2 protein-coding genes are annotated in these 1801 nt (G+C 62.7%); one reads left to right on the plus strand and one right to left on the minus strand.

Annotated elements, in window-relative coordinates; all coding sequences use genetic code 11:
• Positions 1–1061, minus strand: a 1061-nt coding sequence (locus ACYVOK_RS32625; protein ID WP_460666450.1) for a dihydroxy-acid dehydratase domain-containing protein, incomplete at its 3' end; no start/stop codon positions are given.
• Between the two features lie 41 nt (positions 1062–1102).
• Between ACYVOK_RS32625 and ACYVOK_RS32630 the strand changes: the two genes are divergently transcribed.
• A partial coding sequence (locus ACYVOK_RS32630) for a GntR family transcriptional regulator (RefSeq protein WP_460666451.1) occupies positions 1103–1801 on the plus strand: 699 nt, incomplete at its 3' end.

A 1801-nucleotide genomic window follows, 5' to 3' on the forward strand; every position in this document is an offset into this window, starting at 1 on the left:
CCGATGGTTTCGCCGGTGACCGTCACAGCGTCCAGAGCGAGATGATCCCGCAGTTCCTGCATCAGACGGGGAACCCCGCCAGCCCAGTGGAAATGCTCCATGTACTGGGCGCCCGAAGGCTTCAGATCGACCAAGACAGGAACCTTGCGCCCGATCTGGTCGAACTCCTCCAGATCGATCTTGATCCCGCGACGGCGGGCAATAGCGGCCAGATGAACCAAGCCATTGGTGGAGCCCCCGATCGCCTGCAGCACGACCATCGCATTGCGGAAGGCCGCCTCGGTCAGCACCTCGCTCGGGCGCTTGCCGCTCTTTGCCAGCGAAACCGCTTGGCGCCCACTGGCCTCGGCGGCCCGGATCCGGTCTGCATGAGTTGCCGGGATCGAGCCTGTCCCTGGCAGGGCGATGCCGAGCGCCTCGACAAGGCAGCCCATGGTGCTCGCCGTACCCATCACCATGCAGGTGCCCTGGGTCGGAGCCAAACGGCCGCTGACGACCTCCACCTCATCCTGGTCCATGGCCCCGGCCCGGTGGTGACCCCAAAGACGGCGGCAGTCCGTGCAGGCGCCCAGCATCTCGCCCTTGTGATAGCCGACGAGCATTGGTCCTGTGATCAGCTGGATCGCCGGCACGTCGGCGCTAACAGCGGCCATGAGTTGCGCCGGCACGGTCTTATCGCAGCCACCGATCAGCACCACGGCGTCCATCGGCTGGGCCCGGATCATCTCCTCCGTGTCCATGGCCATGAGGTTGCGCAGGTACATGCTGGTGGGACTGGCGAAGGATTCGTGGATGGAGATGGTGGGGAACTCCATCGGGAGACCCCCTGCCAGCATGACGCCCCTCTTCACCGCCTCGATCAGACGAGGCACGTTGCCGTGACAGGGATTGAAGTCGCTGAAGGTGTTGGTGATGCCGATAATCGGTCGATCCAGAGCGTCATCAGAGAAGCCAGCGGCTTTAATGAACGCCTTTCGCAGGAAGAGGGAGAAGCCTGGATCGCCGTAGCTGGTGAGATTGCGGCGCAGGCCCGACGGGGGTGATTTAGGATCATTGCTCATGACGAGCGATCATTGACGTGTTATCAGGATTGTCAACAATAATGTCGAAGCTGAGTGGGGTCGAGATGGACGGTGTGGAGCGTCAAGCATCAGCTGCTCGCGTGAAGCGGGTGGCGACTGCGCTTGAGGAGGAGATTGTCCTTGGGTGGCTGCAACCGCGGGAGCGACTGATCGAGGAGGACATTGCCTCCCGGTTTGAAGTCAAACGGCACGTGGTGCGGGAGGCGATTGCCGAACTCGAGCGCATGGGACTGGTCGAGCGCGTGCAGAATAAGGGCGCGGCTGTTCGCATGTTGAGCCCGACCGAGGTTCGTCAGATCTATTCCGTACGGGAAGCCCTGGAGACCTTGGCGGCACAGCAGATCCCATTGCCACCTCGACCGGAGACGATCAGCGCATTAACGGAAATCCAGAGGCAGCACGCTGCCGCCGTTGAGCGGGGGGATTCCCGGGCCGCATTCCGGGCAAACATGGCCTTCCACAACGCGCTCTTTGGGGCCTGCGGCAACCCGCATCTGGTTGAGATTATCCAGAGCCTCGCCCAAAAGGTCCACGGCGCCCGCTCTTACACGGCGGCAAACCCCGTGCATCTCGCCCGGGCGAGAGACGACCATTGGGCCATGATCGAGGCCCTCAAAGCGTCTGATCGGGAGAAGCTGGTTCAGCTTTGCCGGGAGCACCTCAGTCCCTCCCGTGACACCTACATTGCCTCTCTGGAGCAGCGGTTCGACAAAGCCGGA

Source organism: Kribbella swartbergensis (genome assembly GCF_054784135.1).